Consider the following 18,901-nt stretch of genomic DNA (forward strand, 5'->3'; position numbering starts at 1 on the left):
TTTACAAAATTATAAATTACTTATTATCTTATCTTTAGGATATTTAACAATATAACGTATTCGTATTTTTTGAATTTCGTTAGGTTTTAATTGAAGATCCCATGTTAAAATTCCTGTTTCTGGATTTACTTTTGCTCCATTTTTTTCTGTAAGTTCAATTTCTATTTCTTTGTCAGTTGAAAGAGGGTATTGATCTTTTAGAAGCATGTAAATAGTTTCTTTTTTATTGTTTTTAATGACAATATCATAGGTAAATGTTTGTTCTTTTTTAGAAGATAAAAAGCGTACACCTGATAGATCCATTACTTTTTCTCTTTTAATAGATACCTTTTTGTCTCGTCCCATACTTAGGTTAAGTGTATCTGATGTTTGATTCGGATTAATAAAAGTTTTTCCGACATATAAACCTTCGAAAATAATATTTGCCTCGCCTGCTAACAGGTTGTATTTTGTATAATCTTTTATTTCAGCCATTAAAAAGGCTTCTTTTTCTATTTTTGGTGCAGCATAGTATTTAAACGAAGCAGGTATTTTAAAATCTTTTAGCGAAACACTATGAGCTTTACCATTAGATAAAATGTCATACGGAATGTCTATTTCAAAAGAAGTCTGTAATTGATTTTCTACAATATTTGTGTAATTGCTTATAGAAGAAGGAGCGGCTAGAGCTGATTCCGCTTCTATTGTATTTATTTGCCCCCCAGCTACTCGACTTTGTAATTGATTCATGACTCCTTTTTTTTGTTGGGATCCATAACTAGGATATCCATAGGTAAGAAACCAGCTATTTAGGATCGGAGCCTGATTATTTTGATTGGGATTTCCAGAAGATAATGTGAGTTTTATTTTTTTCCAATCAAGTCCAGTACTTTGATAAACTTGTGCTTTGTAAATCAAGTTAATATTATCTTTTATATTTTCTGTACGAAGATCATAAAAAGGAATCCAACTAGCATTGGGTGTTATATATGAAATTTCTAGAGGAATATTTCCCGCTGAAGTATTCATAAGTTGTAAAACCAATTTACCTGTTGTGGTTTTTTCGTTTTTTAAATTGTTGGTTTCAAGTTTAGTATTCAAATGATTCAATCGTTCGAGTAACTTTTTTTCTCTTTCTTCAAGAATATTAATGGTGTTACTAGTTTCGGTTCGTTTTAATTTGTAATACTCAACCATTTTGGAAAGTTCTAGAACACTCAAACCTGAATTTTGACCAAAAACTTGTTGGTTTTTATCTAAAAGCTCAATTGTTTTTTGTTCTGAAACTCGAATATTTGTTACTTTATTTAGCTCTTTTTTGAGTAATGAGATACTATCTTTTACTCTTTTTATTTCAGGAGAACTTTCGTTTGTATCGTACTCCGAAATATAATCATTAGTAAATTGTATAGATAGAATCGTAACGTGAGATGGGGTGCTTATTTGAATTGAATTTTCATTTAAATAATTCGCTACGTTTTTAACCACGACCTCATGAGTACCATTGGTTAAAGGAATATTAGCTTGTTGTATTATTTCAGCTGAATTGAAATAAACCGTTGCTTCTTTTGTTTTTGCTTGGGTAAAAATAGGATTTTGTGCCCAAGCAAAAACAGAGGTCAATAAAATGAATTTTATAAGAATCTTTTGCATAATATGAAAGTTTATACTTTATAAGAGTACAATTTAGTGCAAAAGCTTGAAAATTAAATAAAAAACTATTGAAAAATCTTTTTTTCAATAATTGTCAAACTATCCAAACGAGTTGTGTCTTTTGGTATTTTAATACGTAATAAATTTCTTGCTTTTCCTGATATATATATAGGAACGGATTGCCCAATGGTATCATCAGGAGTGATTAAACCTCTTTTTAACATTAGATTTTTTATGAATCTTTGATGTTTTTCAGTACCTGATTTTTGTTTTCCCATTTCATTAAATTGATACATAAACTTTTTAGGTTTAGGAACTATAGAAGCTAGAAACAAACACTCGTTTAAGCTTAACTGTTGCGGCTTTTTCTGAAAATAAAATTCGGCTGCCTCACTTACTCCATAAATATTAGGTCCCCATTCTATGATATTAAAATAGACTTCTAGCATTCTTTGTTTAGAAGTAATTTGATTGTTCTCTAAAATATAAACTAATAATATTTCTTCTAATTTTCGAGATAATGTTTTTTCGCGAGTTAAAAAAACATTTTTTACTAATTGCATACTTATCGTACTGGCACCTCTTGCAAAACGTTTAGTACGTATATTCTTAGTAATAGATTGTTTAAAAGCTTCAGTAATAAATCCTCGGTGTCTAAAAAAAGAGGGATCTTCACTTGTTAAGACAGCATTTTTTAGATAAGAAGGAATAGAATCAAAAGGGGTGTAGTGAGGATTCGTATTCCCTATCCAAATGGGGCGTTGAGGGACTCCATTTTCAATCGCTCTGTATTCAAATTCAGAATTTAATTTTTCTAAATTAGCCTGTCCATACTTTAGAATTTGCAGGTTGTTTTTATTTAATTTACTATCAAAAATTAATTGATGTGGTTTATTACTATTTACTTGAAAGTTTAAATGATAATCAAAGTCACCATGGGCTTGCATTCCTTCAAAATGGCTAAATAGACCAGTAGGTAGTGAGGTGATAAAGTCTTGGGCTTTGATTTTTTCTAAATCTAATTTGAGTTTATAAAGTGTATCTTCGGCTGTATTGTACTCTAAATAAGGCTTTACCTTTATTTTATTAAGTCTGGCTAACGAGTTTTGACTGAGTGAAATAAAATTACTTCCTAATACAAATTGATAATCAAACTCAGCTTCTTTAACAACTACATCTTTAGAGGCTATTTTAGGATGATTAATGGTTAGGTTGTTTATAGAGGCTAATCCATTAATGGTTAATTCTCCAAAATTCATATCAATTTGATCCACTTTTAATCGAATTTTATCAAAACCTGTTTTGACTCCCCACTTTTCCTGTAAATAAGGAAGTGTTATTTGAGTTGTATCGGCTGATTGAATTAATAAATCCATTTGTTTTTTGCGAGCATTAGCATATCCTTGTAGATTCCATTTTTGAGAAAAATGATCTGTTGTAATTTGTATTTGAGTGTTTAGTTTTTCACCTTCTAAAGAAAGATCCTGCATTTGAAAAGTTAGCTTTTTATCCATATCTTGTATGCGAAGGGCTAAATTTTGTAAACGCATTTGAGTAGGGATAAGATTTAGTATTTTGGTTAAAATACGATTAGCAAGTTGTGCATAATTTCGCTTTCCAGTATTTGTTTCTTCCGATTTGTCTTTTTTTAGAAAGGCACTAAAATTGGTTCCTTTTTCGTTTTTTACTAACTGAATAAAACCTTTTTCAATTTTTAAATTTTGGAGTTGTAAATCTCCTGTGATAATTTTAAAAAGACTGATTTCCGTTTCAATCTTTTTAACAGATACTAAAGTGTCTTTATTCAAAGGAAGTATTTGAATATCTTCTAAGATAACGCTAGAGGTACCTGTAAAAGAAGCTTTACCTATTTGAAAAGTTGTTTCATAATCCGTTTTGAGTTTGTTTTGAGTTTTTAGAATAGCTTGTTCTAATAAGGTATCACGGAAAAAATACAGGATTCCTATGAACAGGATAAGTAGAACAGGTAATATTTTAATAAATAAAAATAGCCATTGTTTTTTTGTTTTCATAAATCAAGTTATTGGGGTAATGAAGCTATAAAATTTTCTATTTCTTTTTTTTGTGCTGCATATTTTTTTTGAAGAGAGCCTTCTTTTTCCATACGGTTATAATATTCTATTGCTTTGTTGGCAAAAAAAAGTTGTTGGTTGTTTGCTGGACTGGGTATTTGGGGGTAGGTTTTGTGAAAAATCATTTCATAATAGGCTTGCCATTCTCTTTCGTTTTTATCCCAGACTAAGTTATGGGGGGCTTTTTGCCCTACATGTATCATTTCATGTGTTATCAGATTGAGCATAAGTTTGAATTCAAATTCAAAAGTATTTTCAGGAATGCGTATTTTTTGAGGTTTTCCAAATTCACCTTCTGTTGTCATTAATATAAATTTAGGAGCTGCTTTCTCTCTGAGCTCAAATCCTCCAAAATTAGGATGTATAATATCAAATGTTTTAATAACGTATTCGGCAGCAGCTATAGTTTCGCCTAATTCATGATAAGTTTGTACAGTTTGGAGGATTTCACTCAATGATTTCATAGGTTTTTTGTTTATCCAAATAATTCACTGATTACATCTTCAATTTTGGCAACTAGTTTTACTGTTATTTGATGATTTTTCAATGATATTTTGCTATATTTAGATACAAATATGGTTGAAAAACCAAGTTTTTCCGCTTCTTGTATTCGTTGATCAATTCTATTAACGGGGCGTATTTCTCCTGATAATCCTACTTCGCCTGCAAAACACATATCTTTTCCTACGGGAATATCTTCGTTAGAAGAAAGTATGGCGGCCACAACTGCTAGGTCAATGGCTGGATCATCTACTGTAATCCCGCCTGTAATATTTAAAAAAACGTCTTTAGACCCTAATCGGAAGCCTGCTCTTTTTTCTAAAACAGCAAGTATCATATTGAGTCTTTTGGCATTATAACCCGTAGTGCTTCTTTGAGGTGTTCCATATACGGCTGTAGAAACGAGTGCTTGTATTTCAATCATTAGAGGGCGCATACCTTCCATGGTTGTGGCTATAGCGGTGCCTGATAATTCTTCATCCTTATGAGATATTAGTATTTCAGAAGGATTACTAACCTCTCTAAGTCCTGATCCAAGCATTTCATAAATACCCAATTCGGATGTAGAACCAAAACGGTTTTTGAGCGATCGTAAAATGCGATAAATATGATTTCGATCTCCTTCAAACTGCAATACGGTATCTACCATGTGTTCTAAGATCTTTGGTCCTGCAATGGTGCCATCCTTTGTTATATGACCAATTAGAATGACAGGGGTATTGGTTTCTTTAGCAAATTTAATAAGCTCTGCCGTACATTCTTTAATTTGAGAAATACTGCCTGCTGAGGATTCTATATAATCCGTTTGTAAAGTTTGTATGGAATCTATTATAACCACATCGGGTTCAATCGTTTCAATTTGTCTAAAAATGTTTTGAGTTTTGGTTTCTGTTAATATATAACAGTTATCATTTTTGGTAGTAATTCGTTCTGCTCGCATTTTTATTTGTTTCTGGCTTTCTTCACCTGAAACATATAGCGTTTTATAAGGTAACTTAAGAGATATTTGAAGCAATAAAGTACTCTTTCCAATGCCAGGTTCACCTCCTAATAAGGTTAGTGAACCTGGAACTAATCCGCCACCTAAAACGCGGTTTAATTCTCCATCAGTTGTGTTCATTCGGATTTCTTCCGTAGAATCAATTTCATGAACTAAAAGGGGCTTTGGAGCTCTTTTATGAGTAGGAGACTCGGTTTTCCAAGTCACTTTTTCTTCTTTTTGAACTATTTCTTCAACTAGAGTATTCCATTCTTTACAAGAGGTACACTGTCCTTGCCATTTAGCAAACTGACTGCCGCAGCTTTGACAAAAAAAAGAGGTTTTTATTTTGGCCATTGGGTATTAATTCTCTTTTTTATTTTCTTCTTTTAGTGGTTCTGTTGAGGTTTCAGAAGGCGTTTCTAAAATGTTTTCTTCTGTTTTTTGATCTTTTGCTTTACCCCCTTTCATTTTATTCTTTTTAGGAAGTTTAGTTTTAAGTTCTTCCGCTTTATTCATCATGAAGTCCTTGGTAATGTCTCCAATCTCTGTTTTATTAAAAGAATCTTGATAAAATTTTAAGGCTTTTTTTATTTCCCCTCTTTTTTCCCAATACATCCCCATGTGGTACTCATACAACATAGTTTTTTCATATTGTTGACCTGAAATCTGAGCCAAAAGTTCGTATTCATACCAAGCTTCATTTTTCTTAATAGCGGTTTCAATAGCCCTCATATCGTTAAAACGTATGTTCGTTTTTAGTCCTAATGATTTTTCTATTGCCTCATATTTTTTGTTAAGATAATCTACAAAACCTTCTTTTAAAGGACTGATTTTATCTTGATATTCCATAGCGGTAATAGGTTGGTATATTTCAAAAAATTGATAAAGAGCACTTGGGACAGCATTAGGAGCTATTCCGTAATGAGCTAATTTTTTGAAGTCATCAAACTTATAATTTAAGAAGTCATTTTTGATGGTTTGTATGTTTTGATCTAATATTTTAATGTTTTTTTGAAATTTTTTCAAGTCCCCATCAGAAGTAGCTTGATAGTAAAAAAGAGGTTTTTTAGTTTCTGATAGTCTTTGTGCTACGATTCCTTCCATTCCGTTTGCAAGTTCAGGACTTATAGAAATATAACCGTCGAACAAAGGGTTTTCTTTATATAAAAATGCATTTAAAAAACCAGCAGTAACATCCATACCTGCAATTATACGAAAAGGGGCTAATCGGTATTTTTTTTCTAAATGAGGTAAAAGTTCAGTGCCTATAAATTCAAAAAAATCAGCACCCTTCTTTGTTGGTAAACCTTCTGCTGGATCAAATTGTGAATCATCATAACGTTCATTGTTTTTGTTTTGATTAATTCCAACTAATATTACTTCTGGTAGATCATCCCAATAATTACCATATTGTAAAGTACTTTCAAAAGAAGTAAATAAAAACTCAGCATCAAGGACTAATATCATAGGATAAGTGCGTTTTGGATTAGATCCGTAAGAAGCAGGTAGTTTAACTATAATGTCTCTTTTTGTGTTAAGTTTTGTTGAAAAAAAATGGTCTACAGTTGTTTGAGAAAACAAAGATAACGAGCAAAAGAAGGCAAGTGCCCATATAAAATTTTTCATATATGTGTGAGTTTATTTATAATAGAATCATCTATAGGAACCTTGTTTAATTAAATCTTTCTATTTACTTATGTAAATAGATATTGGTGGCTAGATCTTATAGTAAATATCTATTAAGTTGGTGAAGCAAGTTACTAAATTATTTTTTTTTAGTAACGATTGGTAAAACAGAAAATGAAAAGATACCCAAAAGAATTGTAATTAAAAGCTGAGAGGTCCAAACAATCCACCCAAAAGCGTTTCCTGCTTCTATAGGAATTTTATACAATACTAAAATTTTTGCTATTAAAACGGGGAAAAAGCCAAATCCTCCGTTGGTAAATGACATAGTTAATCCTCCTATGACAAAAGCCACAAGTATCGTTCCAAAATTAATAGAGCTAGTCGCTTCTAGTGCAAATACTGTGATATAAAACATTAATACGTACGAAAACCATATTAAGAATGTAAAAAACAAGTAATTCCATTTATTAGGCATATATAATAAACTGAAAATCCCTTCTTTTAAACCTGCTATTTTTGACTTAAAAAGTAGGATATACTTCCAATTAGAAAAGCTATAAATAAGTATAAAACTTATTCCTGCTATTAAACCGATAATTAAAAGTAGGATTAGTTTTTCTATAGGAATATAGGTGAGCAAAAAACTTTTTAGCGTATCTATTTCTAGTACTAAGGCACTAAATACAAATAATAAAAGAAAAATTAGATCAACAATTCGTTCTGCTATGATCGTTCCAAAAGCTTTGTCAAAAGGAACATCTTGGTATTTTTTTAGCAGTAGTGCTCTAGAAAATTCGCCAGATCGTGGTATTGTTAAATTTACAAAATAGCCTATACAAACAGCTAAGAAATTAAGCTTAAAATTGGGTTGTACGCCTATTTCTTGTAGTGCATATTTCCACCGATAAGCTCTGAATAGGCAGCCTAAAATGGCAATAAATAAAGAAATTGTAACAAAGCTATAGTTGGCTGTGGTAAAATACAATTTCATTTGAGCAATTTGCCTTTCTGTAAAAGAATTATACGTATAGTAAGTCAGTCCAGCACCTAATAGTAATGGAATAATCAAACTGGCGTAAGAGCGTAACTTACTACTCACGTTATTGTAATGAATTGTTTTCTTCATTAGGGAATACAATAGAAGGTTTGAAGTTTTTGGCTTCACTGATTTCTATGCTTCCATACGAAATAATAATAATAATATCTCCTTGGTGTACTTTGCGTGCAGCAGGACCATTTAATGTAATTTCACCACTGTTTTTAGGGCCTTTGATGGCATAAGTTTCTAAGCGTTCTCCATTGTTAACATTAACAATAGATACTTTTTCACCTTCAAAAATATTTGCGGCTTCCATTAAGACTTCGTCAATAGTTATACTTCCGATATAATTCAAATCGGCACCCGTTACTTTAACTCGGTGGATTTTTGATTTTACAACTTCAATTCGCATGGTACAAAATTATATTATTTTAATGAAATGTTATCAATTAAACGTATATTGTTTACAAAAACAGCTATAAAAGCGCGATAAATCTTGTTCGGTAATTTTTCTGTGCAGGTTTTTAAAGTTTCTTCTTCTGCTATTTCAAAGTATTCTAAATCAAATAAGGATTGTTTTGAAAATTCCTCTTGAACCCATTTTGTTAAACTTTCAGGGGATTGATTATGGAAATTGTTTTTGACAGTAGTTAGCGTTTTAAAAATAAAGGAGGCTTCTGTTTTTTGTTGTGGAGATAAACGCTGATTTCTTGAACTCATTGCCAGTCCATTCGCTTCTCGATAAATAGCACAACCCACAATGTTGACAGGAATGTTGTAGTTTTTGACTAATTTTTTAACAATTTGTAATTGTTGGAAATCTTTTTCTCCAAAATAAGCATTTGTAGGATTGATGATTTCAAATAATTTTTTGACAATAGTCCCAACACCGTCAAAATGACCAGGCCTGTGCTTGCCTTCCATTTCAAACTCTAAGCCATCATACTCAAAATGAGTTGATACCGTATTGCCTTCATATATATCCTCAATATTTGGGGCATAAACTATAACGTTAGAATGAACAGTGTTAATTTTGCTTAAGTCCTCTTCTAGCGTTCGTGGATATTTGTCAAGATCTTCCTGGTTGTTAAATTGGGTTGGATTTACGAAAATACTCACAACTGCAAGATCGTTATCTGTTAAAGCTTCTTCTATTAACGACAAGTGTCCTTGGTGTAAAGCTCCCATAGTAGGAACAAAACCAATTGTCTTTTTTGGATCTAAAAAAGTATCTAAATGTCTTTTTAATTCGCTTTTTTGGGTAAATAAAGGCATATAAAATTCTTAAAATAAGTGCAAAATTACTATTTTAGTCGTTATCTCCGTAAAAATTTGTAATTTTGCGTGGATTTGTGTCCAATAAACAAAACAGTAAAGTAAAGATGGAGGATAAAAGGATATTGTATGTGTCATCCGAATTAGTGCCCTATTTGCCTGAAAATGAGGTCTCTTTGATGTCATTTGATTTGCCGAAAATGATTAACGACCAGGGTGGGCAGATTAGAATTTTTATGCCACGTTATGGAAATGTAAATGAAAGAAGGCATCAATTACATGAAGTAATTCGACTTTCAGGAATGAATTTAGTGGTAAATGATGTCGATATGCCTCTGATTATAAAAGTTGCTTCTATACCCAAAGAACGTATTCAGGTATACTTTATAGATAATGATGAATATTTTAAACGCAAGTCTACTTTTACGGATGAAGAAGGCGTGTTGTTTGAAGATAATGATGAGCGCGCTATTTTTTTTGCAAAAGGAGTAATTGAAACAGTAAAAAAATTAAATTGGGTTCCAGATATTATCCATGTTCAAGGATGGATGGCCTCTTTATTGCCTATTTATATGAAGCATTATTATAAAGATGATGCGTTATTTTCAGAAACAAAAATAGTTACATCTATTTTTCAGGAGGGCTATGAAGGGATATTAGACGCTCAAATTTCAAAAAAAATTCAATTTGATGGGGTGCCAAAAGAGGCGATTCAAGAATTGGATAATCCAACGTATGAAAACTTAATGATGGTAGCTATCAACCATTCAGACGGTGTAGTAATGGGGTCAGAAGAAATATCCTTAACTTTAACAAAATTTATAGAAGCTTCTAAAAAACCTTTTTTACCTTTCGCACCTAAAGATGTATTTGCTGAGGCTTATACCGAATTTTATAAAACTCAAATATTAAGTTAATACAATGAGATTCAAAACTTTTGAGAAACTTTCAATATTTTTATTTTCAGTTTTTTTCTTATCTTGTGATCAAGATTATAATACGCTAGGCGCTGATTTAGTAGGGGATGAAACATTTGCTTTTTTAGGAGGTGAAGATAAGTCAAGTAGTGTAACTATTAATGATCTAGATCTAGGTCCAGTTCAGTCTAATAATCTTCCTATAAATCATTTAGGATTGTTGAAAAGTGATTATTTTGGAGAAACAACCGCTTCTTTTGTTACGCAATTACAATTAGAAACCGCAGAACCTGTATTTGGAACGGGTATTGAGGTGGATAGTGTGGTACTTTCGGTGCCTTATTTTAGTACTAAATTAAGTACCAATACTAATGGTAGAGGTATTTATAGATTAGATTCTATTTATACTAATACAAAAGATTATTATACAGATTTTAAGTCGGATAAATTACCCACTTTTAATTTAGAAGTCTTTCGAAATAATTTTGCTTTGAATAGTTATGATGTGAATGATATTACTAAAAACGCAAAATATTATTCCGATCAAGAAAGTATATTAAACGTAGTAGTTGGAGAAAAATTAAATAATGCTGTTAATTCAAATGAAAACACTAATTTCAAACCCAACCAAGCGGAGTTTGAAAAACCAAAAGTAGATGAACTAACACAAAAATTATTACCTATAAAATATAATCCAGAGAATATAGCAGAACGTCTTTCTCCCCGTATGCGTTTACATTTAGATAAATCTCATTTTGAAAATAGTATTATAAAGGCTGATTCAAGACATTTAATAAGTAATAGTGCCTTTGTGGATTATTATAGAGGATTGACATTTAGAGCGTCTGGAAACGGAGAGGTGATGATGGGATTAGATTTTAAGAAAGGAGATGTAACGATACATTACAAGCAAGATAAAGCTGATAATAAGGGAAAAGAAATGAAAACCTTAGTATTGAAAATGACGGGTAATACTTTAAATGTGTTAAAACATAGTAAGTCAGCGGCTTACTCAAGTGCTCTTTCGTCAGATGTACCAACAGATAACTTATTCTTAAAAGGAGGTCAAGGATCAATAGCAGAAATTAAAATAGACCAAGCTTTAATTGATGATTTGAAAAATAAAGGAGCATTGGTTAATGATGCTAGTTTGTATTTTACTGTAGATCCAAATTTTGTAAACTCGCTAAGCAGTAGTAATAAGTCATTTTATTACCTTAATCCAATGCGTTTATACTTGTTTAATGCAGAAAAAACAAGATCATTGTTAGATTATACAAATGATATTACTAAATTAACTAATTTTCCTAAAAAGGATAAATATGTTCATGGGGGTATATTACAAAAAGTAAATGGCAAATACATGTACCGTATTCGTTTAACAGATCATATTAACCAGATTATAAATGATAAGACAGGTACGTATACAAATGTAAGGTTGGGGCTTGCTGTTGCCGAAAGTATTTATATTACTCCTGAGGCACAAGGATTATCGGCTATAAGTGCATTAAAAAACACAACAAATATTTTAAAAAGTATTCCTTCAACTACAGTAATAAGTCCTTTAGGAGTCGTTTTAGGAGGAATGCAAGGAGAGAATAGAGTTCAATTTAAAATAAGCTATACTAAACGAAATTAATATGTGTGGAATCGTAGGATATATAGGATATAGAGAAGCTTATCCTATTGTAGTAAAAGGGTTAAAAAGATTAGAATATAGAGGTTATGACAGTGCGGGTTTGGTACTGTATGATGGCGAAGACCTAAAACTATCTAAAACTAAAGGAAAAGTTTCTGATTTAGAAGAAAAATCTAAAACACAAATATCATTAAATGGTACTATCGGGATTGGTCATACACGTTGGGCTACACACGGGGTTCCAAATGATGTAAACTCACATCCTCATACTTCTAACTCTGGAGACTTAGTTATTGTTCATAATGGAATTATTGAAAATTATGAACCTTTAAAAAAAGAATTAATTAATAGAGGCTATGTTTTTCATTCAGATACGGATACGGAAGTATTAGTTAATCTGATAGAAGAAGTACAAAAACAAGAAAACATAAAATTAGGGAAAGCCGTACAAATTGCTTTAAATCAAGTAGTCGGAGCCTATGCGATTTGTGTTTTTGATAAGAAAAAACCCAATGAAATAGTAGTGGCTAGATTGGGTAGCCCTTTAGCTATTGGAGTTGCTGAAAACGAATTTTTTATAGCTTCAGATGCTTCTCCTTTTATTGAGTATACTTCTAACGCAATCTATTTAGAAGACGAAGAAATGGCAATTATCCGTTTGAAAAAAGGATTGAAAGTAAGAAAAATTAAAGATGATTCATTAGTACATCCTTATGTTCAAGAATTAAAAATGAACTTGGAACAGATTGAAAAAGGAGGCTATGATCATTTCATGTTAAAAGAAATTTACGAACAACCTAGCGTAATAAAAGATACTTATAGAGGACGTTTGCACTCTAATGAAGGAATTATTAAAATGGCTGGGGTGGAAGACAACCTAGAAAAGTTTACGAATGCAAATAGAATTCTAATTGTTGCTTGTGGTACTTCTTGGCACGCAGGCTTAGTAGCAGAATATATTTTTGAAGAGTTTGCTCGCATTCCAGTAGAAGTAGAATATGCTTCTGAGTTCCGTTATAGAAATCCTATCATTAGTGATAAAGATGTCGTAATTGCAATCTCTCAATCAGGAGAAACAGCAGATACTTTAGCAGCTATCAAGTTGGCAAAAGAAAAAGGAGCTTTTGTATTTGGTGTTTGTAACGTAGTTGGATCTTCTATTTCTAGAGAATCTCACGCTGGAGCTTATACGCATGCAGGACCAGAAATTGGGGTAGCTTCCACAAAAGCATTTACTACGCAAATTACGGTTTTAACCATGATTGCTTTACGCTTAGCTAAGGCAAAAGGAAGTTTGTCAAAATCAGATTACCATCGTTATTTATCTGAATTAGAGGCAATGCCAGAAAAAGTAGAAGAAGCGTTGTTAACGAATGAGGTTTCAAGAGAAATAGCGGAGGTTTATAAAGAAGCTACCAATTGTTTGTACTTAGGTAGAGGGTACAATTTTCCAGTGGCTTTAGAAGGTGCTTTAAAACTAAAAGAAATTTCTTATATACATGCTGAGGGCTATCCAGCAGCGGAAATGAAACATGGTCCTATCGCATTGATAGATGAACACATGCCTGTAATTGTTATTGCACCTAAACAAGGACACTATGATAAAGTGGTAAGTAATATCCAAGAAATTAAATCCCGTAGTGGTAAAATAATTGCTGTAGTGACTAAAGGAGATGAACAAGTGCGCTCTTTAGCGGATCACGTTATTGAAATTCCAGAATGTTCAGACGCTTTATCACCATTATTAACAACTATTCCTTTACAGTTATTGTCATACCATATAGCAGTACTAAGAGATTGTAATGTAGATCAGCCAAGAAACTTAGCTAAATCAGTTACAGTAGAATAATTATACGTAGTATAATAAAGTTAAAAAGCGGTAGCCTTGTTTGAGGGGCTACCGCTTTTATTTTTATAGTGTTTCTTTGAGCCATTTAAAAAATTCGCGTTGCCATACCAATGCGTTTTGTGGTTTTAAAACCCAGTGGTTTTCTTCTGGAAAATGTAAAAAACGACTTTTTATTCCTTTTAATTGAGCTGCTTGAAAAGCTTCTTGACCTTGTCCTAGTGGAACTCTATAATCTTTCCCTCCTTGTATAATAAGAATAGGAGTGTTCCAGTTATTAATCAAATGGATAGGGTTAAAATCAGTATACGTTTTTTGTGCAACAATGTTATTTTTTTCCCAATAAGGACCTCCTGAATCCCAGTTGGTAAAGAATACTTCTTCTGTAGTTCCATACATACTTTGGGTATTAAAAATCCCACAGTGTGAAATAAATGTTTTAAAACGATTGTTGTGAATTCCCGCTAAATAAAATACAGAATACCCACCATAGCTTGCGCCTACGGCACCTAATCGCGTTTGGTCTACATAGGATTCTTTAGCTATATCGTCAATAGCTGATAAATAATCATCCATTACTTGACCACCCCAATCTTTGCTAATTTGTTCATTCCATTTTACACCATGACCAGGCATTCCTCTACGGTTTGGAGCAACTACTATATAGCCTTGTGATGCAATTGTTTGAAAATTCCAACGGAAAGAATAATATTGAGTTAGGGCACTTTGTGGTCCTCCTTGGCAGTATAATAGAGTAGGGTATTTTTTTGTAGAATCAAAGTTTGGTGGAAGTATAACCCAAACCAACATTTTTTTACCATCTGTAGTGGTTACGTAACGTCTCTCTGTTTTACATAAATTTAAATTATTATAGATTTCTGTATTAACATGAGTTATTTGATTCCAAGATTTGTTTTTTAAATGATAAGAATAAATTTCAGACGCATGATTGATGTCATTTCTCATCAAAAGAATTTGATCAGGTGTAGAATCTATAATTTGTGTTACGTCAAAATCACCATTAGTAATTTGTTTAACTCCAATAGCTATTTTGGTTAATCCAGGGAAGTTTACTTCAAACAATTGTTTTGTGCCATCTATAGGAGCAATAAAATAGACTTTTTTACCATCTTTACTCCATTTAAAACTCTCTACTGTTCCATCCCAGTTAGCAGTTAGGTTTATTTCAATTCCTTTATGTTTTACAATAATATCATTTTTATCAGCCTCGTAACCATCCTGTTTCATTTGTAACCAAGTAAGATCACCGTTTGGCGAAAAATCAGGGTGTGTATCATAACCCAGATTATTAGGCGTAAGATTTACAGTTTGTTTAGTTTCAATATTATATTGATATAAATTAGTGTTCGTACTAGTTGCATAAGCCGTTCCAGTCTTTTTTTTACAGACATAGATGATGTTTTTACTATCAGGAGACCAAATATAATCTTCATCCCCTCCAAATGGTTTTTGTGGAGCATCGTAAGGTTCTCCTTCCATAATGTCTATAGGTGGAGCCAAACGAACATTAGGCGCAGGTACTCCGCCAAAGAAGACATGATTGTATGTGCCGTCTCTCCAGGTATCCCAATGACGATAATCAAGACCGTCGTACACTTGAGCCTCTGATAGAGATAATTCTGGGTAAAAATCTTTTCCTAATACAGGAGTTATTTTAACTTCTTTGTCAGAAAGTAAGTACATTCCATCAGGAGAAATGTTCTTGTTTTTTATCAATTCTGTGTACTCTTTAATTTCATTGGCATTACCACCTGTAATAGGAATGGTATAAAATTTACTAATAGATTTGTTTTCCTCAATAGATGGGGTAGCTACTTTATAAATAATATTTTTTCCGTCTTTTGATACTCCAAGAGGTGTTACACGACCCAATTTCCACAACAAATCGGGAGTCATGGTGTTTTGTGCGATTCCAGAATTAATACTCATAAGCGTTACGCTTAATAGCGCTAGTTTTTTCATTTTTGATCTTTTTTGCTAAAATAATGATTTTATTTACAAAAAAAGCTACCTCTAGGAGATAGCTTTTTGGTTGGGGGTTGGGTTAATTATCAAAGTTATTCTTTGATAAAGCGTTTAGTAACAGTTGAATGTGAGTCAGAAACTTCTAATATGTAGCTTCCAGCTTTACAATTGGTTACATTGATTTGTTCATTGTTTATTTTTCCTTCTAAAACGGTTTGTCCAACTAAGTTGTATACTTTATAAGTTGCCATTTCAGAAACACCTTTAATTGTAAGTGTTTCAGAAGATGGAATAGGGAATACGGTAATTTCAAAATTTGAAATACCATTTTCATTCTTTTCATTTTCTTTTGCAGTAGAAGTAATATTCATTGTATAGTCTTCTACTTGGCCATAAGAAAAAGTTTCACATGAAGTAGGAATTCCATTGTATTTCATAGAAATTCTCATTCTTGTTGCTCCTAAAGTTGCAGTGGTTGGAATTGTAAATGTACCAGAAACAGAGGTTGTAGTAGAAGGAGCTTTAGTCCAAACACTTTCACCTGAATCTGTAAAATCACCATCCTGGTTATAATCAATAAAAAGAGAATAACCTTCAGGATAAGCAGTCGATTTCCATGATGGGGTAATTGTTATCGTTTGAGTTGAACCTCTTACTGCTGAAGTAGATAGCGTTGTAAAGTTTTCATAACCAACAGTGCTAGTAGAAGTATTATTGATTGTTCCAATTACAACTTTTCCTATTTTTTCATCAGCAGTACTATTGCCTTTTGATGTGCAATAATTGAGTGTATTAGATAGTGTAGTTGCATTGACAACATTGCTTGCAATAGAAATATTACCAGCTGCATCTTTAGCTTTAACTGTAAAAGAATAGGTTGTAGAAGGTGCTAAGCCTGTTACATTATAAGTTGTGGATGTGATGGAGCCTAATAAGGTGGTTCCTGAATACACATTATATCCTGTAATTCCTACATTGTCAGAAGCGCCACTCCAAGATAAGTTAGTTGAATTAGATGTTGTACCAGATGCACTTAAGACTGGAGATGTTGGAGCAACTGTATCAACTACAGGAGTTAAAGTTGTTACACTAATAATATTACTTGCAATAGAAATATTACCAGCTGCATCTTTAGCTTTAACTGTAAAAGAATAGGTTGTAGAAGGTGTTAAGCCTGTTACATTATAAGTTGTGGATGTGATGGAACCTAATAAGGTGGTTCCTGAATACACGTCATATCCTGTAATTCCTACATTATCAGAAGCACCACTCCAAGACAAGTTAGTAGAAGAAGTTGTTGTACCAGATGCGCTTAAGGCAGGAGCTGTTGGGGGTATTGTATCAGATGAACCCGCAGTTACAGTAATATTAGCATTATTAATATCAAAAAAGATATGATTAGAACCTTTTACCATAATTCTACCTGTAGGAGTAGGGGTATTAGGAATAGTTATACTTTCTGTTCCATCATTAGGAGTTCCAGCTAATAAAGTTGTCCAAGTTGCACCGTTATTTGTTGACCATAAAATATCCACATTAGAGCAGTTAACGCCATTTGCAGTAGTACCTGCTACATTCCAAGTTATTAATTGAGAAGTGCCTCCTGTGTAAGATGTAGCAATTCCTTGTGATGTAATAGCAAAAGGACCTGCGGTTCCATTTACTGTAACAATCATGTCATCGGAATTATTAGCAGAACCACCAGCTCTATTGTCGCGAACGGTAAAGCGGAAGTTAATGGTTCTTGCAACAGATGGTAAGGCTTCTACTAAAATATCCATACCTTGAGTAGTGGTTGATCCTGTTAGAACTGAAGCCATTTGAGGAAAATACCTCGAAGGAGAATTCGTTGGGTTATATGATCTAAATATAGGACCAGAAGGTTTGGTAGCACTAGCAGCAGAGCTTGTTCCAGTTTGTGTTGAAGTAGCATTATCAAATTGTTCCCAAATATAGGTTAAAGCATCTCCATCAGCATCAGTACCTGTTCCTGTAAGTATAAACGGAGTGCTTTTAGGAATCGTAAAGTCTAAACCTGCATTTGCAGTAGGTATAGCGTTGCCAGTTGCAGTATTTACAGAACAAGCCTTATTTTTTATGTTATTTGTTACTTGTTGAATGCTATAGGCATGAAAATAGGCATCTGAATTTCGTTGTACATCTTGAGGAGTAATACCTGCGTATCCCATAATTGTAGATCCAGAACCAGGCTCCATATTAGCTCCTGTTCTTTCACTGCTATAAGAATGTGTGTGGTTAGCACCAAATTGATGCCCTAACTCATGAGCAACATAGTCAATGTCAAAAGTATCACCAGCAGGGATACCGTTAGAAGGGGAAGTATAACCAGAGCCTTTATTTTTATCAGTTTTGCTAGAAGTATCATCTACACAAATGCAACCAATACAACCGGCATTGCCACCACCGCCTGAAGCTCCAAAAAGATGACCTACGTCGTAAGCAGCATTGCCAATAGTATTAGTTAGGTTGTTTTGTAATTCCGTATTCCAAGCACCGTTTGTGCCTGTGGATGCTGCTGAATAGGGATCTGTAGAGGCATTGGTATAGATAAGGACATCATTGTTAGCAATTAAATTCATTCGAATATTGAAATCTTTTTCAAATACGCCATTTATACGGGTCATTGTTGCATTCATAGCAGCCAATGCTTGTGCTCTAGTTCCTCCAAAATAAGTCGTATATTCTCCTGTTACGGATAGTGCCAATCGAAAAGTTCTTAAGGTAGCATCATCCGCATTAGGACGCAAATTTGTAGCCGTAGTTTTTAGGTTAGGCTCTATCTTGTCAAGTATCTTGCATTCAAAAGAACTTAAATTTTGTTTTTTATCTGCTTTTTTATACACAGAATAAGTTTTTAGATCTTTTGAATAGGGTTCAATAAAAGAGGCTGATTTTCCAGCGTTTAATGTCATAGACTTAAATCCTAAAGGAGATATACTAAAATAGGCAGTTGAAGTTGGATTGTCAATGCCTATTCCTATATAGGATCGGATTTGAGGATATTTAGCTTGCAAAGCAGGATCCATATTAGAATTTTCATAAACTCTAAAATTTTCTAAATTGCCTTCAGAGTTAGGAAGTGATATAATTGTTGCTGAAGTAGAACGACTAAATCGATTAGGTGATTTTGCTAATTGCTCTTTGATTAAATCGACATTTAAATCAAATAAATTTTTTTCAGGAAGTTGAATTTTGCTTTCTAGTAGATTCTTTTGATTGGCGTTTGCACGTTTCCATAAGCCATCTTGAGCCAATAGGACCCCCGTTGCCATTAAGGCAATTGAAAGTAGCTTCTTTTTCATTTTGTTGGTTGGTTGGTGTTAATAATGGCTGCGAATATA

General features: G+C 32.7%; 13 protein-coding genes. 3 read left to right on the forward strand and 10 right to left on the reverse strand.

The features are described 5' to 3' along the window. Window positions 1–9: 9 nt before the first annotated feature. The 8 genes from HUE53_RS08855 to panC all read right to left on the reverse strand — a co-directional run bounded on the left by HUE53_RS08855 (window position 10) and on the right by panC (window position 9,151). Entirely contained in the window at window positions 10–1,632 is a 1,623-nt protein-coding gene (locus HUE53_RS08855) for a DUF4139 domain-containing protein (RefSeq protein ID WP_014166723.1), read from the reverse strand. A 65-nt stretch (window positions 1,633–1,697) separates the two neighbouring features. Continuing rightward, window positions 1,698–3,665 carry a transglycosylase domain-containing protein gene (locus HUE53_RS08860; RefSeq protein ID WP_065213805.1) on the reverse strand — a complete coding sequence of 656 codons (1,968 nt, stop codon included), beginning with the start codon at window positions 3,663–3,665 and terminating at the stop codon, window positions 1,698–1,700. An 8-nt stretch (window positions 3,666–3,673) separates the two neighbouring features. Then, on the reverse strand, window positions 3,674–4,189 hold the full coding sequence (locus HUE53_RS08865; RefSeq protein WP_065213804.1) for a hypothetical protein: 516 nt from the start codon (window positions 4,187–4,189) through the stop codon (window positions 3,674–3,676). Between the two features lie 11 nt (window positions 4,190–4,200). Continuing rightward, the gene (radA, locus tag HUE53_RS08870) at window positions 4,201–5,562 is read right to left on the reverse strand and encodes a DNA repair protein RadA (protein WP_014166726.1); all 1,362 of its coding nucleotides are present in this window, start codon (window positions 5,560–5,562) and stop codon (window positions 4,201–4,203) included. A gap of 6 nt (window positions 5,563–5,568) precedes the next feature. Then, a complete protein-coding gene (locus tag HUE53_RS08875; RefSeq protein WP_014166727.1) occupies window positions 5,569–6,834 on the reverse strand; it encodes an alpha/beta hydrolase in 1,266 nt (421 codons plus the stop codon). 139 nt (window positions 6,835–6,973) lie between these two features. Then, entirely contained in the window at window positions 6,974–7,963 is a 990-nt protein-coding gene (locus tag HUE53_RS08880) for a lysylphosphatidylglycerol synthase transmembrane domain-containing protein (protein WP_014166728.1), read from the reverse strand. After that, window positions 7,938–8,288, reverse strand: coding sequence for an aspartate 1-decarboxylase (gene panD / locus HUE53_RS08885; protein ID WP_014166729.1), 351 nt, complete (start codon window positions 8,286–8,288; stop codon window positions 7,938–7,940). The genes HUE53_RS08880 and panD overlap by 26 nt, the downstream gene beginning before the upstream one ends. 14 nt (window positions 8,289–8,302) lie before the next feature. Next, window positions 8,303–9,151 carry a pantoate--beta-alanine ligase gene (gene panC / locus HUE53_RS08890; RefSeq protein ID WP_077225477.1) on the reverse strand — a complete coding sequence of 283 codons (849 nt, stop codon included), beginning with the start codon at window positions 9,149–9,151 and terminating at the stop codon, window positions 8,303–8,305. A 107-nt stretch (window positions 9,152–9,258) separates the two neighbouring features. On the opposite strand from panC, the gene HUE53_RS08895 reads away from it, so the two are divergent. Genes HUE53_RS08895 through glmS form a run of 3 tightly spaced genes read left to right on the forward strand, consistent with a single transcriptional unit; the run spans window position 9,259 to window position 13,556 of the window. Continuing rightward, window positions 9,259–10,068, forward strand: coding sequence for a glycogen/starch synthase (locus HUE53_RS08895; protein WP_014166731.1), 810 nt, complete (start codon window positions 9,259–9,261; stop codon window positions 10,066–10,068). Between the two features lie 4 nt (window positions 10,069–10,072). Continuing rightward, window positions 10,073–11,707: a DUF4270 domain-containing protein gene (locus HUE53_RS08900; protein WP_014166732.1), complete on the forward strand. Its 1,635-nt coding sequence runs from the start codon at window positions 10,073–10,075 to the stop codon at window positions 11,705–11,707. A 1-nt stretch (window position 11,708) separates the two neighbouring features. Beyond that, window positions 11,709–13,556: a glutamine--fructose-6-phosphate transaminase (isomerizing) gene (gene glmS, locus HUE53_RS08905; protein WP_014166733.1), complete on the forward strand. Its 1,848-nt coding sequence runs from the start codon at window positions 11,709–11,711 to the stop codon at window positions 13,554–13,556. A 63-nt stretch (window positions 13,557–13,619) separates the two neighbouring features. On the opposite strand, the gene HUE53_RS08910 is transcribed toward glmS, so the two are convergent. Next, window positions 13,620–15,536 carry a S9 family peptidase gene (locus HUE53_RS08910; protein ID WP_014166734.1) on the reverse strand — a complete coding sequence of 639 codons (1,917 nt, stop codon included), beginning with the start codon at window positions 15,534–15,536 and terminating at the stop codon, window positions 13,620–13,622. 95 nt (window positions 15,537–15,631) lie between these two features. Then, a complete protein-coding gene (locus tag HUE53_RS08915; protein ID WP_192188424.1) occupies window positions 15,632–18,862 on the reverse strand; it encodes a reprolysin-like metallopeptidase in 3,231 nt (1,076 codons plus the stop codon). Window positions 18,863–18,901 lie beyond the last annotated feature (39 nt).

This window comes from Flavobacterium columnare, from assembly GCF_014844295.1.
Lineage (GTDB): Bacteria > Bacteroidota > Bacteroidia > Flavobacteriales > Flavobacteriaceae > Flavobacterium > Flavobacterium columnare.

Bases quoted from the DNA above. Each gene is read 5' to 3' on its own strand.
- HUE53_RS08855 (WP_014166723.1), bottom strand. From the start codon at position 1,632: ATGCAAAAGATTCTTATAAAATTCATTTTATTGACCTCTGTTTTTGCT.
- HUE53_RS08860 (WP_065213805.1), bottom strand. From the start codon at position 3,665: ATGAAAACAAAAAAACAATGGCTATTTTTATTTATTAAAATATTACCT.
- HUE53_RS08865 (WP_065213804.1), bottom strand. From the start codon at position 4,189: ATGAAATCATTGAGTGAAATCCTCCAAACTGTACAAACTTATCATGAA.
- radA (WP_014166726.1), bottom strand. From the start codon at position 5,562: ATGGCCAAAATAAAAACCTCTTTTTTTTGTCAAAGCTGCGGCAGTCAG.
- HUE53_RS08875 (WP_014166727.1), bottom strand. From the start codon at position 6,834: ATGAAAAATTTTATATGGGCACTTGCCTTCTTTTGCTCGTTATCTTTG.
- HUE53_RS08880 (WP_014166728.1), bottom strand. From the start codon at position 7,963: ATGAAGAAAACAATTCATTACAATAACGTGAGTAGTAAGTTACGCTCT.
- panD (WP_014166729.1), bottom strand. From the start codon at position 8,288: ATGCGAATTGAAGTTGTAAAATCAAAAATCCACCGAGTTAAAGTAACG.
- panC (WP_077225477.1), bottom strand. From the start codon at position 9,151: ATGCCTTTATTTACCCAAAAAAGCGAATTAAAAAGACATTTAGATACT.
- HUE53_RS08895 (WP_014166731.1), top strand. From the start codon at position 9,259: ATGGAGGATAAAAGGATATTGTATGTGTCATCCGAATTAGTGCCCTAT.
- HUE53_RS08900 (WP_014166732.1), top strand. From the start codon at position 10,073: ATGAGATTCAAAACTTTTGAGAAACTTTCAATATTTTTATTTTCAGTT.
- glmS (WP_014166733.1), top strand. From the start codon at position 11,709: ATGTGTGGAATCGTAGGATATATAGGATATAGAGAAGCTTATCCTATT.
- HUE53_RS08910 (WP_014166734.1), bottom strand. From the start codon at position 15,536: ATGAAAAAACTAGCGCTATTAAGCGTAACGCTTATGAGTATTAATTCT.
- HUE53_RS08915 (WP_192188424.1), bottom strand. From the start codon at position 18,862: ATGAAAAAGAAGCTACTTTCAATTGCCTTAATGGCAACGGGGGTCCTA.